Source organism: Streptomyces sp. NPDC056169 (assembly GCF_042268445.1).
Taxonomy (GTDB): domain Bacteria; phylum Actinomycetota; class Actinomycetes; order Streptomycetales; family Streptomycetaceae; genus Streptomyces.
This window is the reverse complement of the sequence record NZ_JBHJUO010000013.1, coordinates 288,457-308,459: the sequence shown is the minus strand read 5'-3', so window position 1 is coordinate 308,459 and position 20,003 is coordinate 288,457. Positions and strand designations below refer to the sequence as shown.

Here is a 20,003-nt window from a genome sequence, read left to right as displayed (position 1 = left end):
GGGTTTGTTTTTTTTTAAATACACACCCCCCAACCACCTGGTGGCGGGGGCGGGGGGGGGGGGGGGGCCCCGCGGGGGGGGGGGGGGGGCCCCCCCCCCCCCGCCCCGGCGGCTCACCGAGCTCTTCACCTCCGGCATGACCGACGCCGAGCGGCAGCGGGTCGGCCGGCTCCCCGACGGTCACAGCGGCGTGCTCGGCGTGCTGATCAAGGACCCGCAGCCGCTGCTGATCGACGACCTGACGGCCGATCCGCGCGCGTCCGGAGTACCCGAGGGCCACCCGGAGATGCGCTCCTTCCTGGGCGTCCCGATCCGGGTCCACACGCAGGTCTTCGGCCATCTGTACCTCACCGAGAAGCGCACGGGCGGCTTCACCGAGCAGGACCTCTCCCTGCTCCGGGTCCTCGCCTCGCAGGCCGGGATCGCCATCGGCAACGCCCGTCTGTACGAGACGACCCGGCAGCGCGAGCGCTGGATCGAGGGCGCGGCGGCCGTGACCACCGCCCTGCTCACCGGCGCGTCCGCCGAGAACGCCCTGATGACCGTCGCCGAACAGGCCAGGATCCTCGCCGACGCCTCGGCCGGTGTGGTCCTCCAGCCCACCCCGGAGGGCGGGATGGAGATCGTCGCCGCCTCGACCAACGACGACCCCGGCGACCTGGTCGGCACGACGATCGCGCCCGGCTCCCCCGTCCTCGTCCAGCTCCTCGGCGGGGAGCCCGTCTTCCTGGAGGACTCGGCGACGGACCCCCGGATGACCACCCATGTCCGGTCCCGTTTCGGCCCGTCGATGATGCTGCCCCTCCAGAGCGGCGGGAAGCTCATCGGCACGCTCGCCCTCCCCCGGCGGCGCGGCGGCCCGCCGTACTCGGCGGTGGACCGCCTGCTGGCCTCGCAGTTCGCCTCGCAGGCGGCGCTCGCGCTGGTCCTCGCGGACGCCCGGCACGACCGGGAGCGGCTCGCGGTGTACGAGGACCGGGACCGGATCGCGCGGGACCTGCACGACCTGGTCGTCCAGCGGCTGTTCGCCACGGAGATGATGCTGGAGTCGACCAGGCGGCGGGCGCTCGGCGCGGCGGACGGCGCCGCGAGCGCCGCCGAGGGCTCCGGCTCCGGCTCCGGCTCCGGCGAAGGATCCGACACCGACACCGACCTCGACTCCGACCTCGACGAGAACGCGCTCCTCGGCCGCGCCGTGGACGAGCTGGACTCGACGATCCAGGAGGTCCGGACGACCATCTTCGCGCTCCAGCAGCCCCCGGCGGACGCGCCGACCTCCTTCCGCGGCCGGGTGCTGCGCGAGACCGGCGGGGCGGCGGCCCTGCTCGGCTTCCAGCCGTCCGTGCACTTCTCGGGCGCGGTCGACACGCTCGTGGAGGACGAGGAGGCCGGGAAGCTCCTCGCCACCCTGCGCGGGGCGCTCGCGGCGGCCCACCGGCGGTCCGGGATCACCGCGATCACGGTCGAGGTGACGGCCGGGAGGGACGGCGTACGGCTCCGGGTCGAGGACGACGGGACCCCGCCGACCACGGTCGTCTGGCCTTAAGCCCTGTCAGGGCTGCCCCCGTACGGAGCAGCCCGGCGCGCCGCGCCCCCTGTCCGGATCTTGACTGGAGGCGTGGACACCGAGACCAAGCCCCCGACCGCGGCGGCCTACCGCAACCTGGTGATGGCCACCATCGGCTTCACGCTCACCTTCTGGGCGTGGGACCTGATCGCGCCGATCGCCAGTTGGTACGGCGACCGGCTCGACCTCAGCTCCTTCCAGCAGTCGCTGCTCGTGGCGGTGCCCGTCCTGGTCGGCTCGCTCGGCCGCATCCCGGCGGGCGCCCTGACCGACAGGTACGGCGCGAAGCTGATGTTCCCGGTGGTCTCCGCGCTGACGATCGTCCCCGTGCTCCTCCTGATCGTCGCCAAGGACAGCTACGCCCTGATGCTGATCGTGGGCTTCCTCCTCGGCCTCGGCGGCACGACGTTCGCCATCGGCATCCCGCTGGTCAACTCCTGGTTCCCGCCGGCCAAGCGCGGTCTCGCGCTCGGCGTGTTCGGCATGGGCATGGGCGGTGTGGCGCTCTCCGGCTACTTCACGCCCCGGATCGCCAAGCACGGCGAGAACCTCCCCTTCGTCGTGGTGGCGATCGCGCTCGCCGTGTACGCGGTGCTGGCCGCCGTCCTCATCACCGACCGCCCCGACCGGGTCGTGCCCACCGCCTCCCTCGCGAGCCGCCTCGGTTCGGCGGGGCGGCTGCGGGTGACGTGGGAGCTGTCGGCGCTGTACGCGATCGGCTTCGGCGGCATCGTCGCCTTCGGCGTCTACCTGCCGACGTACCTGAAGACCTGGTACGAGCTCGACCCGACGGACGCGGGCACCAAGGCCGCCGGTTTCGCCCTGGTCACCGTCGTTTTCCGGCCGATCGGCGGCTGGCTCTCGGACCGGGTGCACCCGGCGGTCGTGACGGCCTGCGCGCTCGGCGTGGTCGCCCTCTTCGCGATCGTCCAGGCCTTCGACCCGAAGCTGAACCCGGGCGGCACGATCGCCCTGCTCGTCATGGCCGCCGGTCTCGGCACGGCGAGCGGTTCCGTCTTCGCCCTGGTCTCCCAGGTCACCCCGCAGGCCCAGGTCGGCAGCGTCACCGGAATCGTCGGCGCGATGGGCGGCCTCGGCGGCTTCGTGCCGCCGCTGGTGATGGGCGCGATCTACAGCGCCAAGGGCTCGTACTCGATCGGCTTCATGCTCCTCTCCGACCTGGCGCTCGCGGGCTGTGTGTACGCGTACGGGCGGATGCGCGGGATCCGGCCGGGCGGGGACGCCCCCGAGGTCGAGCAGACGAAGATCACAGCCCGCCGGCCCTGACGGACGGGCAGAATGGCCTCCCGGCAACCCTCGACCTCGACGACGACCCGAGGAGTACGACCGGTGAGTGCGCTCTTCCCCGCTCTGGACGCCCGATCCCTGGCGGCGAACCCGTCCGACCGGCCCGCGCTGCGCTGCGGCGCGGACACGCTGACCTACGCCGGACTGGCCCGCGCCGCCGGTTCCCTGGCGGTACGGATCGGGGGCGCCGACCGGGTCGCCGTCTGGGCCACGCCGAGCGCGCACACGGCGGTCGCCGTCGTGGCCGCCCTGCTCGCGGGCGTGCCCGCCGTCCCCCTCAACCCGCGCACGGGCGAGCGCGAGCTGGCGCACATCCTCGGCGACAGCGCGCCGGGCGCGGTGCTCGCGGGTCCGGGGGACGTCCTGCCGGCCGGGCTCGCGGGACTCCCCCGCATCGACGTGGAGCTCACCGAGCCGGGGACAGAGGGGCCCACGACCGCCGGGCCCGGGGCCACCGAGCCCGGAACCGCCGGGCCCGCGACCGCCGCGGCCGAGCCCGACGACGCCGAGGCGCCCGCCCTCGTCGTCTACACCTCCGGCACCACCGGCCCCCCGAAGGGCGTCGTGCTCTCCCGGCGGGCGATCGCCGCCTCCCTCGACGCGCTGGCCGACGCCTGGTCGTGGACGGCGGACGACGTCCTCGTGCACGCGCTGCCGCTGTTCCACGTCCACGGGCTGATCCTCGGGATCCTGGGCCCGCTGCGGCGCGGCGGCGAGGTCCGGCACCTGGGCGCGTTCTCGGTGGAGGGCGTGGCGCGGGAGCTGGGCGCCGGCGGCACGATGCTGTTCGGCGTACCGACCATGTACCACCGGATCGCGGACGCGCTCGGCGAGGACACCGGCCTCGCGAAGGCGCTGGCCGGGGCGCGGCTCCTCGTCTCGGGTTCGGCGGCGCTGCCGGTCCACGACCACGAGCGGATCACGGCGGCGACGGGCCGGACGGTCGTCGAGCGGTACGGCATGACCGAGACGCTCATGAACACCAGCGTGCGGCCGGGCGGCTCGCCCCGGCCGGGCACGGTCGGGACCCCGCTCGCGGGCGTCGGCCTGCGGCTGGTGGACGAGGACGGTTCCGTACTCGGCGAGAACGACGGGGAGACCGTCGGCGAGGTGCAGGTCCACGGCCCGAACCTCTTCTCCGGCTATCTGAACCGGCCGGACGCGACGGCGGCGGCCTTCGACGGCGACTGGTTCCGCACCGGCGACATGGCGGTCCGCGAGGCCGACGGCGCGGTGCGTCTGGTGGGCCGCAAGGCTACCGACCTGATCAAGAGCGGCGGCTACAAGATCGGGGCGGGCGAGATCGAGAACGCGCTCCTCGACCACCCGGGCGTCAGGGAGGCGGCCGTCACCGGCGAGCCGGACCCGGACCTGGGCGAGCGGATCGTGGCCTGGGTGGTGGCCTCGGACGCGTCGGCGGTCCCGGCGGAGGCGGAGCTCGCCGACCACGTGGCGGGGCTGCTCGCCCCGCACAAGCGGCCCCGGGTGGTGCGCTACCTCGACGCGCTCCCCCGCAACGACATGGGCAAGGTCCTGAAGAAGGCGCTCCCGGTGGTCGGCTGAGGCCGGGAACGCGAGAGGCCGGACCCCTCCGGAATCGGAAGGGGCCCGGCCTCACGCGTCGTACGGTCGTACGGTCTTCCAGGTGTGGTTACTTCACGCCGAGCGCGCGGATCAGCTCCTGCGTGACCGTGCCGCCCTGGTCGTCGCTCGCGCCCGCCCGCAGCGAGACGGAGGCCGCCCCGGTCGGGATCCGCAGCTCGCCGCTCCAGGAAGCGCCGCGCCACGAGGGCTTGAGGGCGACCTTCGTCCAGGTCTTGCCCTCGTCGTAGGAGACGTCCAGGGTGCCGCCGGTGATCGTGCCGGTGCCGGCCGCGCCCTTCACGTACTCCGCGAAGGTCCGCACGGACAGCCTGCCGCCGGCCCGGACGTCACCGTCGAGGTCGGTGTCCAGGTCGAAGCCGAGGTTGAGCATCGGCAGGTAGGTGATCCGGTCCGACGGGGTCTCGGCCGAGCGGAACGTCCACTCGGAGTGGCCCTTGGTCGCGAGCCGCCAGCGGGCCGGGTCGAGCGCGGTGTCGGTGACGACCTTGTACGTGGCCTCCTCGGCCGGCGCGTCCCAGGCGTAGGCGCCGGAGCTCATCTTGCGGTCGACCCGGGTGCCGTTGACGTACACCTCGGTGAACTGGGTCATCGAGTCGTCGCCCCACACGTTGCCGAAGCCGGTGTGGTCGGTGCCCGAGTCGCCCCAGCCGGGGGTGTTGAAGCGCAGGTCGTTGCCGGCGCGCTGCTGGCCCCAGCCGAGGCCGGTGCCGAGCCACGGGTGCCAGACGGGGCCGAACCAGTCGAGGTCGACGCGGCTGCCGCCCCGGTAGGACGGGGTGCCGCCGCGCTCCTCCAGGGAGTCGCCGAGGTCGACGGACTCGTGCCAGCGCTGGCCCGTGCCGGTGGAGACGTACTCGGTGCGCTCGACCGGGAAGGCGATCCACTCCTTGAAGCCGAAGCCGATCGGGAAGGTGTCGGTGATCGAGTAGCGGAACTCGCCGCCCAGCTCCGCGCGCTTGGTCGGCGCGTGGAAGGTGGAGCTGATCGTGGCGAGCTCGTCCTCGTCGGGCCGGAAGACCAGGTCCTTGCCGATGGCGCCGGGGTGGCCCTCGGAGAGGTCGTACGTGTACGGGGTGAAGCGGGTGCCGGTCAGCTCGACGCGCTTGCCCCGGGCCGCGCCGGCCGCGAGCCGCTGGGCGTCGGCGGTGTTGACGGTGGCGACGGCGAGCGGCCGGTCCTCGTAGTCGGCGGTGCCGAAGTACTTCATCAGTCGGCCGGGCTGGTCGTCGGTGACGAACAGGGCCTTGGCGCCCGCGTCCTGGGCGGTCTGGGCGAGCTCGGTCGGGTCGGCGCCGGCGGTGAGCCGGACGAGGACGGCCTTGCCGGTGACGTCCTTGCCGGTGTACTCGGCGGGGGTGCCGGTGCCCGCGTCGGCGAGGCCGAGGCGGTGGCGGCCTTCGAGGAGCGTCGCGCCGCCCTGCGCGGTGGCGCCGGAGAGGCGGACGCCGTCGACGCTCGCCTCCACCATCGGCTTGCCGAGGCGCCAGACCGTCCGGTACTCGAAGGTGCCGTCGGCGACGGGCGCGGTGGGCGCGGCGAAGAGCGAGTCGTAGGTCAGGGGGACCTGGACGGCGTCCATGTAGGAGGTGCCGTTCGCCTTGCGGTCGTACTCCATGAGGAGCTGCCGGGTCTCGGTCCGCTTCTCGACGTCGGCGCGGATCTCGCGCAGCTGCCGTCCGTCGAGGGTGATCTCCCGGTCGCGGTCGAGGACGACCTCCGGGGAGGCGAGGAAGCCGAGGCCGAGGGAGTCCTTGCCGTGCGAGCCGCGCACGTCGAGGAAGGTGTCGACGGTGTACGTGCCGGGCTTGAGGCGCAGTTCGACGGTGCCGGACTCGCCGACGGCCGCCGGGAAGGCGTCCGCGTCCTCGGTCAGCTTCTTCATGCCGAGGTACGCGGGGGTGGGGGCGCCGTCGCGGTCCTTCACGTGGACCGTGAGGGTGTAGCGCTCCTCCTCCTTGACCAGGCCGAGCGCGGTGTGCGCGACGGGCGCGCCGCCGGCGGTGGCGGTGATCCGGCCGGAGGACTGCCCGACGGGGGCCTTGCCGCCGTCACCGGTGACGGTGGTGCTCGCGGAGCCGTGGGCGGGGACGGTGAGGGTGGTGTCGGCGAGGGCGGCGACCCCGGCCGGCATGCCCTCGACGGCGAGGTTCAGCTCGACGGGGGCGTCGGAGGCGTTGGTGTACGTGACGGTCCTGGTGACCGGCTTGCTGTCCTCGTACGGCCAGGAGACGAAGCCGAGGTCGGCGGATCCGGTGGCGGTGACGTTCGCGGAGATCGCGGCGGCCACGTCGACGCGGCCCGCGCCGAGGGCGTAGGCGGAGGCGTCGAGCGTCTTCGACGAGGACATCAGGGCGTCCTTGAGCCGGGCGCCGGTCCAGTCGGGGTGCTTCTCGGCGAGCAGCGCGGCGACGCCGGCGATGTGCGGGGTCGCCATCGACGTACCGCTCATGGAGGTGTAGAGGCCGCTGCCGGTGACCAGTTGGGAGCGGGCGGCGAGGATGCCGACGCCGGGGGCCGACAGGTCGGGCTTGAGGGCCTGGTCGCCGTAGCGGGGGCCCTGGCTCGTGAAGTAGGCGGCCTCGTCGGCGGAGTCGACGGCGCCGACGGTGAGCGCGGAGTCGGCGGCGCCGGGCGAGCCGATGGAGCCGGGGGCTCCGGAGTTTCCGGCGGCGATGACGAAGAGGGCGCCCGTCTCGGCGGTGAGGGTGTTGACGGCCTCGGCCATCGGGTCGGTGCCGTCGCTGGGTTCGCGGGAGCCGAGGCTCATCGAGACGATCTTCGCGTCGATGTCCTTGGCGGCCCACTCCATGCCGGCGATGATCTGCGACTCGCTGCCGGAGCCCTCGTCGCTGAGGACCTTGCCGACGGCGAGGGTGGCGCCGGGGGCGACGCCCTTCTCCTTGCCGTCGGAGCCCGCGCCGCTGCCGCCGACGGTGGAGGCGACGTGCGTGCCGTGGCCGTTGCGGTCGGCGACCTCCTGGCCCTCGATGAAGGACTTGGACTCGGCGACCCGGCCGCCGAGGTCGGGGTGGGCGAGGTCGGCGCCGGTGTCGAGGACGGCGACCTTGACGCCCTTGCCGGTGAGCCCGGCCTCCCAGGCCTTCGGGGTGCCGATCTGGGCGTTGGAGTCGGCCATGGCGGCCTCGACCTTGCCGTCGAGCCAGACCTTGCCGGGAGCGGCGGCACGGGCGTTCGGGCTCTTCGTGGTCTGCTGAGCGGTGAACCCGCGCCAGAAGGCGGCGGGGTCGGTGGCGGTGACGGCCGCGCCCCCGACGCTGGGAAGGGCGCGGACGGTCTCGGTGCCGCGCGGGGCAGCGGCGGCGGCCCGGGCGCCCTTGCCGTACGTGACGATCAGCGGGAGTTCGCCGGTGATGCCCTGCTCGACGAGGCCGGTGACGTCGAAGAGGCGGGGGTCGAGCGTGCCGGAGGCGAGATAGGGGGCGGCTTCGTCGGGGACGACCGTGACGCGTCCGTCGACGATCCGGCTGCGCACCGCACCGGTGGCGCCCTCGGCGCGGTCGACGGTGACGGTCTGCTTGCCGCCGCCGAGGTCGGTGAGGGTGACGCGGTCGCCGGTGACGAGGGTGACGGTGCTGCTCGTCGCGGACGGCTTGAAGGTGTCCGGCACGGCGGAGGCGGTGTTCCCGGCGGCGGCGGTCTGCCCGGCCGAGAGCATCACGAGGGATATGCCGGCGGCGAGCAGGCCGGCCCTTCCTCTGGCGATGGGTGTGGTCATCGACGAAACTCCTCGCGGACCCGGGGTCGGGGGTGTTCCGGGTGCCGCGAGGAGTCTTGGCCTGTGGGGCGGGTGTTGACCCCTGTTGCTCCTGGCGGTTATGTGCCGTGGCGGTCAACCGCCAGGCCAGGAGGGTGAGTTCGGGGTGAAACCCGCCCGGAGCCTTACGGAGTGGGGTCGAGTGCGTCGTACCGGCGGAAAGAGCGCCCGTAGAGGGCCAGGACGCCGACCGCGAGGACGCAGGCGATCCCGCCGCCCGTGATGGCGACGGCCGGTGAGGTCAGGTCGGCGACGGAGCCCGCGAGGAAGTCGCCGAGCCGGGGCCCGCCCGCGACGACCACGATGAAGACGCCCTGGAGCCGGCCGCGCATCTCGTCGGGCGCGGCGACCTGCATCATCGTGTTCCGGAAGATCATCGAGACGGTGTCGGAGTAGCCGGCGAGGGCGAGCAGGAGCAGCCCCAGCCAGAGGTTCCGGGTCAGCCCGAAGACAGCGATGGCGGTGCCCCAGCAGGCGACGGCGACGAGGATCGCCTGCCCGTGGTGGCGGATGCGGCCCTGCCAGCCGGAGAGGACACCGCCGAGGAGCGCCCCGAACGCGGGCGCGGCGACGAGGAGCCCGGTGGTCTTCGCGTCCCCGCCGTACCAGAGCACGGCGACGGCCGGGAACAGGGCGCGGGGGTGGGCGAGGATCATCGCGCAGAAGTCGGAGAAGAACGTCATGCGCAGGTTGGGACGGGTGGCGAGGAAGCGCAGCCCGTCGAGGACGGAGGCCCGCTTGCTCCCCTTCCGCTCCGGGAGCATGGACGGCAGGCGCCACATCGCGTAGAGGCTCGCGGAGAAGGCGAGGGCGTCGACGAGGTACGCGGTCTGGTAGCCGGCGACGCCGACGATCAGGCCGCCGAGGCTGGGCCCGACGAGCATGCCGAAGGTCATGACCATCGAGTTGAGCGCGTTGGCGGCACGCAGCTGCTCGGGCGGCAGGAGCCGGGGGATCATCGAGGTGCGGGCGGGCGAGTTGAGCGCGGCGCACACGGCCTGGAGGGCGACGATCCCGTAGAGGAACCAGACGAGGTGGAAGCCGGCGAGCGCGGCGCCCGCGAGGGCGATCGAGAGGACGGCGGAGCCGAGGGCGCTGGCCAGGCCGAGCTTGCGACGGTCGACGGTGTCGGCGACGGCACCGCCGTACAGGCCGAAGACGACGAGCGGGACGAGGGAGAACAGCCCGACGAGCCCGACGGAGAAGGGCGAGCGGGTGATCTCGTACACCTGGAGGGAGACGGCGAGGGAGGTCATGCCCTGGCCGACCCAGGAGACGGTGCTCCCGAACCAGAGGCGGCGGTAGTCGGCGGAGACCCGCAGCGGGGTGAGGTCGGCGAAGACCCTGCGGCGGTCCGGCTCGGCCTGCGGCTCCGGTTCCTTCTCCTGCTTCTCGGCGGTGGTCACGCGACGTCGTACCGGAGCTCGGGGCGGGCCCAGTGGATCCGTCCGGCGGGCGGGAGGCTTCCGGTCCGGACGGCGCCGGTGCGCAGGTAGAACTCCTCGGCGGGCGGGTGCGCGACGACCCGTACGGAGACGAGTCCGGCCGCCGCCGCCTGCCCGGTCATGTGCTCCATGAGCAGCCGTCCGATGCCGAGGCCCTGGGCGGAGTCGGCGACGAAGGCGAGGTCGAGCTCGGCCTCGTCGAGGAGGAGGGCGTAGAACCCGAGCACACGGTCGTTCTCGTCGACGGCGACGAAGACGGGGTGGTGCTCGATGTACGCCCCGCCGACCTGGTACCCGTCGACCATGGCGGCGTAGTCGCCCCGGTAGGCGGCGGAGGACCGGACGAGCCGGGTGAGCCGCTTGGAGTCGTCGGCGGTGGCGCGCCGGATGGCAATGTCGGGCATGGGCCGAGTATAGGTACGTAGACGGTTGTTACTCCTTACAGTTTGGTGAACGTGCCGGTGCGGGGCCCTCAGCCACCGTGGGCCGCCTCGCTCATGGCCTCGCTCACGGCGGTGTCGTGCGGGAGGCTCCCGCCGTGGGTGAAGGCCGTGGCGTAGGCGGCTTCGCCGAGGGCGGTACGGGCCGCCGCCTCCGTACGGTCGACGTCGGCGCGCTCCGCCGGGGGAAGCGGCGCGCCCGTCGAGGAACGCAGCGCGGCCGCCGCGCCGAGCAGGAGCGCGGCGCCCCGGGCGCGGCCGGCCGGGGCGTGCGCGGAGGCCAGGCCCTCCAGGGCGAGCGCGACCGCCCTCGGATCGCCCGAGGTCAGAGCCGTCCCGTACCCCTCCTCCTGGAGTTTCAGGGCCCGCGCGAGGTCGCCGCGCGCGAGCGCCGAGAAGCCCAGTTCGGCCAGGATCAGGGCGTTGGCGGAGTCGAGACCGACGGACCGGTGCCAGTCGAGGACCTCCCGCATGTGGCGCTCGGCCTCCTCGAAGAGGCCCTCGCGGCGGGCGCCGAGGCCGAGCCCGAGGACCGCGTTGATCTCGCCCGCGCGGAAGCCGACCTCGGCGGCCCGGTCCCTGGCGGCCGCGTGGTAGCTCCGGCACGCGTCGAGATCGCCCCGGAGGAGGGCCGTCCGGCCGAGCCCGGCGAGCAGGTCGGGCACCTCGGTCGTCAGGCCGAAGCTCTCCGCCGCCGCGAGCCCGGCCCGCTTGAGCCGGTCGGCGCGCTCGTACTCCCCGTGGATCTCCGCGACGGTCGCGAGGGGGTACACGGTCCACAGCCGGGAGCACGCGTCGCCGAGCTCGGCGAACAGCGCGTCCGCGCGGGCCGCGTCGGTCTCCGCGCCCGCCACGTCGCCCCTGAGCAGGAGCTGTACGGAGCGGTCCGCGAGCGCCGCCGCCTCGCCCCAGCGGTCGCCGTGGGCCCGGAAGCCGTCGAGGGCCGCGCCGGTCAGCTCGCCGCCCTCGGTCTGGCTGCCGGTGCCGCAGAGCGCGTGGGCGAGGAACCAGCGGGCCCAGGGGTGGCCGGCCTCGCCGGCGGTGGCGTCGGCGTCGGTGGCGTCGGCGTCGGTGGCCGCGTCTTCGGTGGCCGCGTCGGTCGGGTCGGGCGCGTCAGTCGGGGCCGTTTCGGTCGGGTCGGTCGGGTCGGCCGGGTCAGCCGCGTCGTAGGCCGCCAGGGCGTCCGCGATCCGGCGGTGCCGGTCCGTCCCGTCGCCGCCCATGACGGCGAGCCCCGTGCGCCAGACGCCCACGCGGGCCCGCAGCGCGGCGAGTCCGGGCGCGTCCTGGGCCGTCGGCCGCAGCGCCGCCGTCGCCGAGCGGAGCGCCTCCCCGAGCCGGCCGCGCATGATCCAGTACCAGGCGAGCGCGTCGACGAGCCGCAGCGCGGCCCCCGCGCCCGGCCCGGTGGTGCCGGTCGCGCCGAGGGCCCGGTCCAGGGCGGCCCGCAGGTTCGGGGTCTCGGCGTCGAGGCGGGCGAGGCGGCGGCGCTGCTCGGGGCCGCGCAGGGCGGGCCGGGCCTCCTCGGCGAGGCGGAGGTAGTACGCGAGGTGGCGTTCGCGTACGGACTCGGTCTCGCCCGCGTCCCGCAGCCGTTCGAGGCAGTACGCGGCGACGGATTCGAGCAGCCGGTAGCGCGGCCCGTCCGGCCCGTCGACGGCCACGACGAGCGAACGGTCCACGAGCCGCACGAGCAGCCCGAGCACGTCCCCGGCGACGACGCCGTCACCGTCGCCGTCCCTGCCGCCGTCGCCGTCCCTGCCGCCGTCGCCACCCGTCACGCCCTCCCCCGCGCAGACCCACTCCGCCGCCGCCAGGGTGCAGCCCTCCGCGTGGACGGCGAGGCGGCGCAGGACCGTCCGCTCCGGTGCGCTCAGGAGCTCCCAGCTCCAGTCGATGACCGCCCGCAGCGTCTGCTGCCGGGCGGGCGCGCCGCGCAGCCCCGCGTCGAGGAGCCGGAACCGGTCGTCGAGCCGTTCCAGGAGGCCGTGCACCCCGAGGGCGCGGACGCGGGTCGCGGCCAGCTCCAGGGCGAGCGGGATGCCGTCGAGGCGGCGGCAGATCCCCCGTACCGCCTCCCGGGCCGGCGCGTCGAGGGCGAGGCCGGGCGCGGAGGCGGCCGCCCGGGCCGTGAAGAGGGCGAACGCGCCGTCCGTGTCGAGCGGTTCCACCGCCCACAGCGTCTCGCCCGCGAGCGCCAGCGGCTCCTGGCTGGTCGTCAGGACGACGAGGCCGGGGGCGGCGCGCAGCAGCAGTTCGGCGAGGGAGGCGGCCTCGTCGACGACGTGCTCGCAGTTGTCCAGGACGAGCAGGGTCCGCCGCCCGCGCAGGACCTCGGCGAGCCGCTCCGCCGTGGTGGGCGGCCGTTCCCCGTCGGGCCGCAGCCCCCACCCCCCGTCGTCGCGCAGTTCGAGCGCGGCGGCGGCGACCTCGGCGAGCTCGCCGCCCGCACCGGCGAACTCGACGAGCCACACGCCGTCCGGGAACTCCTCCTCCACCTGCCGCGCCGCCTCGACGGCGAGCCGGGTCTTCCCGACGCCGCCGGGTCCGGTCAGGGTGACGAGCCGCCGCTCGCGCAGCAGCCCGGTCACCTCCGCCACGGCCTCGTCGCGGCCGACGATCCCGCTGAGCGGCACGGGAAGGTTGCCCCGCGCGGACCCGCCGACGGCAGCCGGGCCCGACAACGACGCGGGTACGGCCTCAGCCACAGCCGCGGGCGCCGGCACGGGAGCCGAAAGACCGGCGTCCTGCCGGAGCATCGCCGTGTGCAGCGCGGCCAGTTCGGGGCTCGGGTCGAGCCCGAGCTCGTCGGCGAGGAGGGCGCGCAGCTCCTCGTACCCCGCGAGCGCCTCGCTCTGCCGCCCCGCGCGGTACAGGGCCCGGAGCTGTGCCGCGCGCAACCGCTCGCGCAGCGGGTGACGGGCCACGAGCTCCGCCAACTCGCCGACCAGCACGTCGTGTTCGCCGAGTTCGAGGCGAGCCTCCGCCAGCGTCTCGCGCGCGGAGAGCCGTTCCTCCTCCAGGCGGTCGGCCGCCGCCCGGGCGAAGGGTTCCGCCGCGAAGTCAGCGAACGCCGGCCCGCGCCACAGCCCGAGGGCCTCGCCGAGCAGATCCGCCCGGGCGCGCGGCGCGGCCGTGTCCCGGGCGCGGGCGGTGAGCGCCGCGAACCGGTGGGCGTCCAGGGCCCCTTCGGGCACGTCGAGGAGGTAGCCCGGGGCCCGTGTGACGACGAGTTCGCGCCCGCCGGGCTCGGTCTCGTCCAGGGCGCGGCGCAGCTGGGAGACCTTGGCCTGGAGGGCGCGCAGCGGGCTGCCGGGCGGTTCGTCGCCCCAGAGGTCGTCGACGAGGCGGTACGCGGAGACCGGCCGGCCCGCGTCGACGAGCAGGGCCGCGAGCAGGGCCCGGACCTTGAGCTCCGGCACCCGTACGGGCCGCCCGTCCTCGGTCCGTACGGACGTCTCCCCCAGCACCGCGAATCGCATGCGGCCACCGTAACCCGGCCCGAACAGGCCCCGAACAGGGCCCGGACCAGGCCCGAACAGGATCCGAGCCGGACCCGAACACCCTCCCGGCAGAGTCGTCCCCGTCAGCAGGAAACGACGGAACAGACACCCACCAGGAGCCGGACATGAGCAGCGACACCACCACCGCCACCAACACCGCCACGACCACCACCGCCGCCCTCGCCGGAAAGACCGCCCTCGTCACCGGCGCGAGCCGGGGCATCGGCCGGGCGATCGCCCTCCGCCTCGCCGCCGACGGCGCCCGCGTCGCCGTCCACTACGCGAGCAACGAGACGGCCGCGAAGGAGACGGTCGCCGCGATCGAGGAGGCCGGGGGCAGCGCCTTCGCGATCCGCGCCGAACTGGGCGTCCCCGGCGACGCCGAGGCCCTGTGGAAGGCCTTCGACGAGCAGGCCGACGGCCTCGACATCCTCGTCAACAACGCCGGGATCGCCGGCCCCGGCCTGATCCACGAGGTCGAGGAGGCCGACTACGACCGGGTCTTCGCGGTCAACGCCAAGGCGCCGTTCTTCATCATCAAGCAGGGGCTCGGCCGGCTGCGCGACGGCGGCCGGATCGTCAACATCTCCTCCGGGGTCACCAAGGTCGCCTTCCCCGGCATGACCTCGTACGCCGCGTCCAAGGGCGCCGTCGAGGTGCTGACCCTCACCCTCGCCCAGACCCTCGGCTCCCGGGGCATCACGGTCAACGCGGTCTCCCCGGGCACGATCGAGACCGACATCCACCCGTGGATGGCCGACCCCGCCGCCAAGGCGCACGCCGCCGGCTTCTCCGTCTTCGACCGGGTGGGCCAGCCGGACGACGTGGCCGACGTCGTCGGCTTCCTCGCCTCCGACGCCGCCCGGTGGGTGACCGGCCAGAACATCGATGCGAGCGGCGGCTCCGGCCTCGGTCTCTGACCCGCACCCGCCCGCCCCCTCCATGTGAAGGATCCCCGCCGTGACCCGCCATGTCCTCCTCGTCCTCGCCCACCCCCGATCCGACTCCCTCACCGCGCAGGTCGCCGAGCGCCAGCACGCCCGCCTCAAGAACGAGGGCCACACCGTCGACGTGCTCGACCTGTACGCCGAGGGGTTCGACCCGGCGCTCCGCCCGGCCGACGAGCCGGACTGGGAGGACCGCGAGAAGACCTACTCCCCCGAGGTCCACGCCCACATGGACCGGATCCTGGCCGCCGACGACATCCTGGTCGTCTTCCCGGTGTGGTGGTTCGGGCCCCCGGCCATCCTCAAGGGCTGGATCGACCGGGTGTGGAACTACGGCTTCGCCTACGGGCGCAGCCGCCCCCGCCTCGCGGGCAAGCGCCTGCTGTGGCTCGCCCTGATGGGCGGTACGGCCGAGGAGATCGAGCGGCTCGGCATGGAGGCGGCCCTCGATCTCATGCTCCGGGTCGGCATCGCGACGTTCTGCGGCCTCCCGGACGCCCGGGTCGGCGTCGTGCACGGCACCGAACTCTCCGGTGTGGCGAAGGACTTGCGCGGTGCCCGGGTGGCCGAGCTGCTCGTGGAATCGGACCGGACCGTGGACGAGGAGCTCCCGCGATGACGAAGACCCTGACGGCCGCCACCCCGGCCGCACCGCCCCGGGCCGGGGCCCGCCAGTGGCTCGGCCTCGCCGTCCTCCTGCTCCCCGTCACCCTGATGACGGCCGACCTCGGGGTGCTGTGGCTGGCCACCCCGTACCTCTCCGCCGATCTGCGGCCCAGCGGCGCCCAGTTGCTGTGGATCACCGACATCTACGGCTTCCTCACGGCGGCGACGCTCGTCATCATGGGCACGCTCGGGGACCGGCTCGGCCGCCGCAGGCTCCTGATGGCGGGCTCGGCGGGCTTCCTGCTCGCCTCGCTGCTCGCCGCGTACGCCCCGAACGCCGGGACGCTGATCGTGGCCCGCGCCCTCCTCGGGGTGGCCGGCGCGGCGGTCCTGCCGTCCACGCTCGCCCTGATCAGCCAGATGTTCACGGACGCCCGGCAGCGGGCCACGGCGATCGCGATGTGGGTGACCGCCCTCTCGGTCGGGCTCGCGATCGGGCCGGTCGTCGGCGGGGTGCTGCTCGCGGCCTGGTGGTGGGGGTCGGTCTTCCTGATGGGCCTGCCCGTCATGCTGATCGCGCTGGTCACGGCCCCGCTGCTGCTGCCCGAGTACCGCGACCCGAAGCCGGGGCGGCTCGATCCGGCGAGCGTGGCCCTCTTCCTGGTCGCGGTGCTGCCGCTGGTGTACGGCGTGAAGTCGCTGGCGGCGCACGGCCCGACGGCGGAGGCGGCGGTCGCCTTCGCTCTCGGCGGCGCCTTCACCGTCCTCTTCGTCCGCCGGCAGAACCGGCTCGCGACTCCGCTCCTCGACCTCAGGCTCTTCCGGAACCGGGCCTTCACGGGGGCGCTGCTCACGCTGCTCCTGGGGATGACCGCGCTCAACGGCGTCGAGTACCTGATCCCGCAGTACCTCCAGTCGGTCGCGGGGCTCTCCCCGCTCGACGCGGGGCTGTGGCTGCTGCCGGGGGCGGCCGCCCTGATCGCCGGTTCGCAGCTGACGCCGTTCGTGGCCGCCCGCGTCCGCCCGGCGTACGTCCTGGCCGGCGGGCTCCTCGTCTCGCTCGTCGGGTACGCGGTGATCGCCCTGGCCTCCGGGGTGGTGGTGGCGGCCCTGGGCCTCGCCGTGATCATGTTCGGCGCGGCGCCGATCAGCGTCCTCGGGACGGCGCTCGCGGTGGGCGCCGCCCCGCCGGAGAAGGCGGGCGCGGCGGCCGCCACCGGGCAGACGGCGTACGACCTGGGCCTGGCCCTGGGGATCGCGGTGACCGGCAGCGTGGCCGTGGCCGTCTACCGTACGGGCATCCCGGCGGACGCCCCGGCTGCGGCCCACGAGAGCCTGGGCGCGGCGCTCACCCTGACCGACCCGGGCCTGATCGCCCAGGCCCGGGAGGCGTTCACCACGGCCCTGCACACGGCCTCGGCGCTCAGCGCGGCCTTCGCCCTGGTGACGGCGGTCGTGGTCCTCGCCCTCCTGCGGGGCGTCCCCCGCACGTGAGTCCCCGCAGCACACGACGGTCCCGGCCGGGCGGCATCAGCCGCCCGGCCGCCCGCGTTCACCGCGCCCCCGCCACGGCCGGATTCCGTGCGAACTCGCCGTCCGCCGCCCGTCGTTCGAGCTCCGTGAGGGCCGCGTGCCAGGCCCCGGGCAGCCGGTCGGTTCCGGCGAGGGCGGTGTCGGTCGTGAACGTGACGTGGAGGCGGCGGCGGTGCGTGACCCAGGCGACGAAGAGCGGCTGCCCCGGGACCATGACGGGCAGGGCGTACACCCCGGAGGCGGGGACCCCGGCGAAGCCGAGGGGCCGCCGGACCCGCAGGTCGGCGACGCCGAGCGGCGTGTACCGGGCGTCGATGCTGCGGGTGAGCGCCAACCGGCCCACGCGGTACGGGAGTCGGCGCAGGATCACGCGGTGGGCGTCGGTCAGCCGGGCGAGCCGTGCGTAGTCGAGCGCCCGGCCGACGCGGTCGAGGCGCCGGCGGGGGTCGGGGTCGCCGCAGGGCAGGTCGACGCCGGCGACGGCGACGCGGTTGCCGAGCAGGGGCAGCGGGTCGTCGGGGTCCCGGACGCTGATCGCGAGGTTGGTGCGGAGCCCGAGGCCGTGGCCGGGGCCGCCGGGTTCCCAGTCGTGCGGGTGCCAGGCGCGCAGGGCCTCGGTGGCGAGGGTCAGACAGAGCTGCGGGACGGTGGCCCCGGTGAGGCGCCCGAGCGCGTGGAGCCGGGCCGTGTCGACGTCGGTGAGGGTCGTGGCGTAGGCCTGGGAGGGCGGGGTGTCGAGGGCCGGCCACCAGGTGACGCGGCGCGGGGGCCGGAGTTCGGGGAGGACGGCGGCCCAGGGGACGGGCCGGGGCGGCCGGAAGGAGGGGGCGCGGGGGCGCGGCGCCTCCTCGGGGCCGAGGAGCCGTTCCAGGGTCGCGACGGCGGCGGCGCCGTCCTGGAAGGCATGGTGGGCGCGGTAGCAGAGCCCGTATCCGCCGCCGACCCGGCGGACGAGCCAGATCCCCCACAACGGCCGGTCGCGCGGGAGGGGTTGCCGCAGGAGCTCGGCGAGGACCGTCGCGCGGTCGGTGGAGCCGGGTAGCTCGTACAGGTGACGGTCGGGGTCGAAGCGGGGGTCGGGCTCCCAGTGCGGGCGCCCGGGGCGCCCGGCCAACCGGTGGGCGAGCTCGGGGAGTCGGGCGAGCCGGCCCTTCAGGTGCTCCACCACCTCATCCCTGGAGGGTGGTTCACCCTCCAGGGTGATGAGCGCGCCGAGGTGGAGCGCGGAGTCCGTGGCATGGAGCGCCGCCACGTCCAGGGAGAGCCGGTCGAGCACCGAGAGCGGAACGGCCCCTGAGGGCCGGAGGGATGATCCGACGGACGGCCGGACGGAAGATCGCACAGGATCTGAAGATCGCACGGACCGCTACGATACGTCATCATGCAATCGCAATGCGTGACGGACGGCATGCTCCCCGACGACCCCGCCGTGCCCTCATTGCCGGATTTCCTCGACGACTCCGTCGTGGCGGCCTGGTCCGCCTCCGGCGCCCCGCTCGTCGACCTCCTGCGCCAGGCCCGTACGCCCGGCCGCCTCACCGGCTTCCGCCGTGGCGGCCGGGCGGCGGTCCTGATCACGGAGCCCCGGCATGTGCACCAGGTCCTCGGCGTGGGCGGCGACCGGTACGTGAAGCGGTCGCACCGGGCGAGACCCCTCATCGGCGACGGGATGCTGACCGCCACGGGCGAGGCCTGGCGGTCCCAACGCCGGCTCCTCCAGGCGATGTTCACCGGTCGCGGCATCCGGCGCTGGGAGCACCACATCGCCGCGGCGGCCGACCGGGTCGTCGACCGCTGGGCGGAGCGGGCCCGCCGGGGCGAGCCGACGGACATCGCCGAGGACACGCAGTTCTTCACCGTCGACACGATCTGGCGCTCGCTGACCGACCGTCCCCTGGACCAGGAGACGTACGTCGACCTGGCGGCCGTGCAGGACATCGTCGCGGCGCTCCCCGCCGACGTGGGCGGCGCCGCCGCGCTCCCGCCCGAGATGGAGACCGCGCTCGCGGCCCTGGACGAGCGGATGCACCGGGCCATCGCGGAGGCCCGGAGCCGGCGCACGGCCGCCGGTGCCGGTGCAGGTGCCGGTGCCAGTGCCGACGGCAACAGCGACGGCGACGGCGACGGCGACGACAACGGCGACGACAACGGCGACGGCGACGGACCGAGCGTCCTCGACCGGCTCCTCCGCGCGGCCGAGACCGACCCTGCGTACACGGACCGGCTGATCCGCGACGAGCTCGTCACGCTGCTCGTCGCCGGGTACGAGAGCAGCGCCCGCACCCTGACCTGGGCCTTCGTCCTGCTCGACCGGCACCCCGAGGTCATGGAGCGGGCCGCGGGCGACGCGCGGGCCGTCGAGGCGGTGCTCTCCGAGACGCTGCGGCTCTACCCCACGGGCTGGCTGCTCCCGCGCCACGCCGCGGCCGACGAGATGCTCGACGGCCGGCGGATCCCCGCCGGTACGGACCTCCTCGTCTGCCCCTACCTCACCCACCGCGACCCGGAGGTGTGGCCCGATCCCGAGGCCTTCGTGCCGGAGCGCTTCCCCGTCCGGACGCCGCTGCGGCCGGGCGCGTACCTTCCCTTCGGCATCGGCCCGCGCGCCTGTCTCGGCACCCGCTTCGCGATGCGCGAGATGGAGACGCTCCTGGGCGCGCTCCTCTCCCGGTTCACCGTCGAGACGACCGAACCGGCGGGCGAGCCGGTGTTCGGCATCAACCTGCGCCCGGCCGGCCCGTTGTACGCGCGCGTCCGCGAGCGGACATGACCGCGCGGCCCCACGAGCGGGTCGACTACGTCGATCCCGGGGACCGGGTGGTCGCCCAGGGCCGGCGGGCGACCGGGACCCCGTCCGGCCTGCTGCGCCGGTACGCGGCGACCGTCTGCACCGACCACGCCGGCCGCGTCCTGCTGTACCGGCGGACCACCTCGGCGCCCGCCTACCCGGACCACTACGACGTGCTGGTCGGCGGGGCGGTGCGGGCGGGCGAGGCGTACCTCGCGGCGGCGCTGCGGGAACTCCGGGAGGAGTTGGGCTGGGTGTCCGCGCCCGGTCTCGCCGAGGCGTACCGGATCCGCGTCGACGATCCGCACGGCGCCTGCTTCCTGACGGTCCACCGCTGGACCGTGAACCGCGCGCCCCGGCCCGACCCGGCCGAGATCGCCTGGTGCGGCTTCGTCGCGCCGCTGTCGATCCTCACCGGCGGGTACACCCCGCTGGTCCCGGCCGGCGCCGAGGCCGTCCGCCGCCTGTTCCCCCTCTGACCAGTAC

At 74.8% G+C, this 20,003-nt stretch carries 13 protein-coding genes; 8 read left to right on the top strand and 5 right to left on the bottom strand.

Translation table 11 applies throughout. The features are described from left to right. Positions 1 to 37 precede the first annotated feature (37 nt). The 3 genes from ACFC0G_RS23415 to ACFC0G_RS23405 all read left to right on the top strand — a co-directional run bounded on the left by ACFC0G_RS23415 (position 38) and on the right by ACFC0G_RS23405 (position 4,438). Positions 38 to 1,546, top strand: coding sequence for a GAF domain-containing protein (locus tag ACFC0G_RS23415; protein ID WP_376406262.1), 1,509 nt, complete (start codon positions 38 to 40; stop codon positions 1,544 to 1,546). 123 nt (positions 1,547 to 1,669) lie between these two features. Next, positions 1,670 to 2,854: an MFS transporter gene (locus tag ACFC0G_RS23410; protein ID WP_376406258.1), complete on the top strand. Its 1,185-nt coding sequence runs from the start codon at positions 1,670 to 1,672 to the stop codon at positions 2,852 to 2,854. Between the two features lie 63 nt (positions 2,855 to 2,917). After that, positions 2,918 to 4,438, top strand: coding sequence for an acyl-CoA synthetase (locus tag ACFC0G_RS23405; RefSeq protein WP_376406242.1), 1,521 nt, complete (start codon positions 2,918 to 2,920; stop codon positions 4,436 to 4,438). Positions 4,439 to 4,526: 88 nt separating this feature from the next. Here ACFC0G_RS23405 and ACFC0G_RS23400 read toward each other — a convergent pair whose 3' ends face one another. From ACFC0G_RS23400 to ACFC0G_RS23385, 4 genes are all read right to left on the bottom strand, one after another. Next, entirely contained in the window at positions 4,527 to 8,216 is a 3,690-nt protein-coding gene (locus ACFC0G_RS23400) for a S8 family serine peptidase (RefSeq protein ID WP_376406240.1), read from the bottom strand. Between the two features lie 164 nt (positions 8,217 to 8,380). Then, complete coding sequence (locus tag ACFC0G_RS23395; RefSeq protein ID WP_376406237.1) at positions 8,381 to 9,661, bottom strand: MFS transporter; 1,281 nt, start codon at positions 9,659 to 9,661, stop codon at positions 8,381 to 8,383. Beyond that, complete coding sequence (locus ACFC0G_RS23390) at positions 9,658 to 10,104, bottom strand: GNAT family N-acetyltransferase (RefSeq protein ID WP_376406235.1); 447 nt, start codon at positions 10,102 to 10,104, stop codon at positions 9,658 to 9,660. The genes ACFC0G_RS23395 and ACFC0G_RS23390 overlap by 4 nt, the downstream gene beginning before the upstream one ends. Positions 10,105 to 10,172: 68 nt before the next feature. Next, complete coding sequence (locus ACFC0G_RS23385; RefSeq protein WP_376406233.1) at positions 10,173 to 13,622, bottom strand: BTAD domain-containing putative transcriptional regulator; 3,450 nt, start codon at positions 13,620 to 13,622, stop codon at positions 10,173 to 10,175. Positions 13,623 to 13,768: 146 nt separating this feature from the next. On the opposite strand from ACFC0G_RS23385, the gene ACFC0G_RS23380 reads away from it, so the two are divergent. The 3 genes from ACFC0G_RS23380 to ACFC0G_RS23370 are packed head-to-tail and all read left to right on the top strand — an operon-like array spanning position 13,769 to position 16,690. Continuing rightward, positions 13,769 to 14,563 (top strand): SDR family oxidoreductase, encoded by a 795-nt coding sequence (locus ACFC0G_RS23380; protein ID WP_376406231.1) that lies wholly within the window; start codon positions 13,769 to 13,771, stop codon positions 14,561 to 14,563. A 40-nt stretch (positions 14,564 to 14,603) separates the two neighbouring features. Beyond that, positions 14,604 to 15,209, top strand: a complete 606-nt coding sequence (locus ACFC0G_RS23375) for an NAD(P)H oxidoreductase (protein ID WP_376406229.1) — start codon at positions 14,604 to 14,606, stop codon at positions 15,207 to 15,209. Beyond that, on the top strand, positions 15,206 to 16,690 hold the full coding sequence (locus tag ACFC0G_RS23370; protein ID WP_376406227.1) for an MFS transporter: 1,485 nt from the start codon (positions 15,206 to 15,208) through the stop codon (positions 16,688 to 16,690). Before ACFC0G_RS23375 ends, ACFC0G_RS23370 begins: the two co-directional genes overlap by 4 nt. 58 nt (positions 16,691 to 16,748) lie before the next feature. On the opposite strand, the gene ACFC0G_RS23365 is transcribed toward ACFC0G_RS23370, so the two are convergent. After that, complete coding sequence (locus ACFC0G_RS23365) at positions 16,749 to 18,071, bottom strand: wax ester/triacylglycerol synthase domain-containing protein (RefSeq protein WP_376406225.1); 1,323 nt, start codon at positions 18,069 to 18,071, stop codon at positions 16,749 to 16,751. A gap of 39 nt (positions 18,072 to 18,110) precedes the next feature. On the opposite strand from ACFC0G_RS23365, the gene ACFC0G_RS23360 reads away from it, so the two are divergent. Together ACFC0G_RS23360 and ACFC0G_RS23355 are read left to right on the top strand one after the other, a co-directional pair. After that, complete coding sequence (locus ACFC0G_RS23360) at positions 18,111 to 19,499, top strand: cytochrome P450 (protein WP_376406223.1); 1,389 nt, start codon at positions 18,111 to 18,113, stop codon at positions 19,497 to 19,499. Continuing rightward, the gene (locus ACFC0G_RS23355; protein ID WP_376406221.1) at positions 19,496 to 19,996 is read left to right on the top strand and encodes an NUDIX domain-containing protein; all 501 of its coding nucleotides are present in this window, start codon (positions 19,496 to 19,498) and stop codon (positions 19,994 to 19,996) included. Before ACFC0G_RS23360 ends, ACFC0G_RS23355 begins: the two co-directional genes overlap by 4 nt. Positions 19,997 to 20,003: the final 7 nt, after the last annotated feature.

Coding starts and splice junctions, on each gene's coding strand:
- ACFC0G_RS23410 (WP_376406258.1), top strand. CDS start 1,670: ATGGCCACCATCGGCTTCACGCTCACCTTCTGGGCGTGGGACCTGATC.
- ACFC0G_RS23400 (WP_376406240.1), bottom strand. CDS start 8,216: ATGACCACACCCATCGCCAGAGGAAGGGCCGGCCTGCTCGCCGCCGGC.
- ACFC0G_RS23390 (WP_376406235.1), bottom strand. CDS start 10,104: ATGCCCGACATTGCCATCCGGCGCGCCACCGCCGACGACTCCAAGCGG.
- ACFC0G_RS23385 (WP_376406233.1), bottom strand. CDS start 13,622: ATGCGATTCGCGGTGCTGGGGGAGACGTCCGTACGGACCGAGGACGGG.
- ACFC0G_RS23380 (WP_376406231.1), top strand. CDS start 13,769: ATGAGCAGCGACACCACCACCGCCACCAACACCGCCACGACCACCACC.
- ACFC0G_RS23370 (WP_376406227.1), top strand. CDS start 15,206: ATGACGAAGACCCTGACGGCCGCCACCCCGGCCGCACCGCCCCGGGCC.
- ACFC0G_RS23360 (WP_376406223.1), top strand. CDS start 18,111: ATGCAATCGCAATGCGTGACGGACGGCATGCTCCCCGACGACCCCGCC.
- ACFC0G_RS23355 (WP_376406221.1), top strand. CDS start 19,496: ATGACCGCGCGGCCCCACGAGCGGGTCGACTACGTCGATCCCGGGGAC.